The organism is Bradyrhizobium sp. 31Argb (assembly GCF_043638955.1).
Taxonomy (GTDB): domain Bacteria; phylum Pseudomonadota; class Alphaproteobacteria; order Rhizobiales; family Xanthobacteraceae; genus Bradyrhizobium.
Genome location: NZ_JBEGDB010000474.1, coordinates 1 through 3,229 on the forward strand (window position 1 = coordinate 1; position 3,229 = coordinate 3,229).

Genomic DNA, 3,229 nt, shown 5'->3' on the forward strand with positions numbered 1-3,229 from the left:
AGGCCAGATGGAACAACGACTTCCTTCTCCGCGCCCTCGCCCATATGCGATAGCCCTACGCTTGCGGGGGAGGTCGGCGCGTAGCGCCGGGTGAGGGTTCTCTCCCCACGGAAAGTCCCATCGTGGAGGCACCCTCACCCCAACCCTCTCCCGCAAGCGGGAGAGGGGGCGCAGCGTCGTGTTGGTTGCTGTTGTCATCATGCTCTAACCGGTGGCGCTGATCGGGGCCAGCGTGAGCGGGCGGGTGTCGTGGTGCTGCAGGCGGAAGAAGGAGGCGTAGCGGCCGCCGCGGCGGAGCAGCTCGTCGTGACGTCCGCGCTCGACGATCTGGCCGCCCTCGACCACCAGGATCGCATCCGCATGCATGATGGTGTGCAGCCGGTGCGCGATCACGATCGTGGTGCGGTTCTGGCAGAGATGCTCGATCGCCTCCTGCACCTGCTTTTCGGATTCGGAATCGAGCGCGGCGGTCGCTTCGTCGAGCAGGATGATCGGCGCGTTCTTGATCAGCGCGCGCGCCACCGCGATGCGCTGGCGCTGCCCGCCGGAAAGCTGCGTGCCGAGCTCGCCGACCGGGGTGTCATAGCCGAGCGGGAAGCCCGTGATGAAGTCATGCGCGCAGGCCGCCTTGGCCGCGTCCACGATCTCATCTTCGGTGGCGCCGGGCTTGCCGAAGGCGATGTTGTTGCGGATGGTGTCGCGGAACAGATAGACGTCCTGGCCGACATAGGCGGTCTGCTGGCGCAGCGAGCGCCGCGACACCGAGGCGATCGATTGGCCGTCGATCAGGATGTCGCCCTCCGTCGCCTCATAGAAGCGAAGCAGCAGCGCCAGCACCGTGGACTTGCCGCCGCCGGAGGGGCCGACCAGCGCGGTGACCTTGCCGGGCTCGGCGACGAAGCTCATGTGGCTCAGCACCGGTGCGTCGGCGCGATAGGCAAAGCCGACATCGCGCAGTTCGATCCGCGCTTCGGTCAATTTCAGCGCCGGCTTGTCGTCGTCGGAGCGTTCGCTCGCGGGGCTGTCGACGACTTCGAGCAGCATCCGCGCGCCGACCAACTGGCTGTTGAGATCGATGTTGAGCCGCGACAGGCGTTTTGCCGGCTCGGTCGCCATCAGGAAGGCGGTCATGAAGGAGAAGAATGCGCCGGGGGTCGCGTTGAGCGCGACGACGCTGTAGCCGCCGTAGAGCAGGCAGCCGGCCACCGCGAAGCCGCCGAGCATCTCCATCAGCGGATTCGAGCGGTTGGCGACCCGCGCCATCTTGTTGGCGTTGCGCTCGACGGCCGTGATGTTCGCGTCGATGCGCCGCTTCATCGTTTCTTCCAGCGTGAACGCCTTCACGGTGCGGATGCCCTGCAGCGATTCCTGCATGGTCTCCAGGATGTCGGCGGTGCCGGTGAACTGGTTGTAGGCGAGGCCCTTGATGCGCTTCACCAGCTTGCGCAGGATCAGCATCGCCGGCGGCACCACCACGAGCCCAATGAACGACAGCACCGGATCCTGGAACACCATCACGCAGATCATGGCGATCAGCGTCAAGAGATCGCGCCCGATGGCGTTGATCAGCATGTTGAGGACGTCGGTGATGGACTTGGCGCCGGCAGTCAGCCGTGCCAGGAATTCCGACGAATGCCGTTCGGAGAAGAAGCCGATGCTTTCGCTCATCAGCTTGGCGAAGAGCTGCCGCTGGTTGTTGGCGAGAATGGCATTGCTGATCTTCGACAGGGTCACCGTGTGGCCGTAGGTCGCCACGCCCTTGATGAACAGCAGGATGACCGTGACGCCGGAGAGACGAGCGATGCCGGCAATGTCCTTGTCGATATAGGCCTGGTTGATCACCTGACCCAGGATATAGGCGGCGCCGGCGGTGGCGCCGGCCGATATCGCCATCAGGACGAACGCTTGCAGATAGCGCCGCCAATAGGTGAGCCCTTGCTCGGCGATCAGACGGCGAATCAGGATCGCCGCCCCATAGGGGTCGTCGGTTATCTTTTTTGGAGGCTCGGTCATCCGCGTTCCCTTGACGCCGCGTTGTTAGGAAGCGGGCGCGCGCCAGCGTCAGGCTTGAGGGACTCCTTGCCTGCGAAAGCGCGTTTTTTCAAGCCAATTTCAAGTCAAATAACGGCTTGATTTTCAGGCCGATTCCGCCTGCTGGAGCGGGCCGCCGCGCTCCAGGAACAGCTTTTGCTCCCAGGCCAGCGCATGCGCCGCGATGGTTTCGAGATCGTCGTATTTCGGCGTCCAGTCCAGCAGCGTGCGGATGCGGCCGGTGTCGGCGACCATGGTCATGATGTCGCCGGGGCGGCGCGGCGCATGGGACACGGCGAAATTGCGCATGGAGACGCGGCGCACCGCCTCGATCGTCTCCAGCACCGAATAGCCGCGGCCATAGCCGCAATTCAGCGTGACCGAGCCGCCGCCGGCACGCAAATAAGACAGCGCGGCGTGATGCGCCTCGGCGAGATCGGTGAGATGGATGAAGTCGCGGATGCAGCTACCGTCCGGCGTCGGATAGTCGCTGCCGAACACATCGACCTTGGCGCGCTGGCCGGTGGCAGCCTCGACCGCGACCTTGAGCAAATGCGTCGCGCCGATGGTGGAAAGCCCGATGCGGCCCAGCGGGTCGGCGCCGGCGACGTTGAAATAGCGCAGCACGACATAGCTCATGCCGTGGGCGGTCGCCACATCGTGCAGCATGATCTCCGTCATCAGCTTCGACATGCCGTAGGGCGACAGCGGCCGCGTCGGCGCGGTCTCCGGCACCGGCACCTCTTCGGGGTTGCCGTAGACGGCGGCGGTGGACGAGAAGATGAAGCGGCTGACGCCGGACCTGACCGCCGCGTTCAACAGGCTCTGCGTGGTCATGGTGTTGTTGCGGTAGTAGCCGAGCGGATCGCGCATCGATTCCGGGACCACCACGGAGCCGGCGAAATGGACGATGCTCTCGACGCCATGCTGGGCGATCACGCCCTCGACGAGATTTTCGTCGCCGGCATCGCCGATGAACAGCGGCACGCCTTCGGGCAGAAGGGCGGAGAAACCGGTGGAGAGGTTGTCGACCACCACGACGCTTTCGCCGGCATCGACCAGCGCGCGCACCATGTGACTTCCGATATAGCCGGCGCCGCCGGTGACGAGCACGGTCATGACTACTGAAGTGCACCCTTATCGTGAGACACGATAATCAGGGACAGGAGGCCGCCGCTTGAGGCGGCAGGGCGGGTTG

2 protein-coding genes are annotated in these 3,229 nt (G+C 64.9%); both read right to left on the bottom strand.

Annotated features, from left to right (window positions below; genetic code table 11):
• Positions 1–204 precede the first annotated feature (204 nt).
• Positions 205–2,013 (bottom strand): ABC transporter ATP-binding protein, encoded by a 1,809-nt coding sequence (locus tag AAFX91_RS40200; protein ID WP_130584024.1) that lies wholly within the window; start codon positions 2,011–2,013, stop codon positions 205–207.
• Positions 2,014–2,136: 123 nt separating this feature from the next.
• Complete coding sequence (galE, locus tag AAFX91_RS40205) at positions 2,137–3,150, bottom strand: UDP-glucose 4-epimerase GalE (protein WP_394570190.1); 1,014 nt, start codon at positions 3,148–3,150, stop codon at positions 2,137–2,139.
• Positions 3,151–3,229 lie beyond the last annotated feature (79 nt).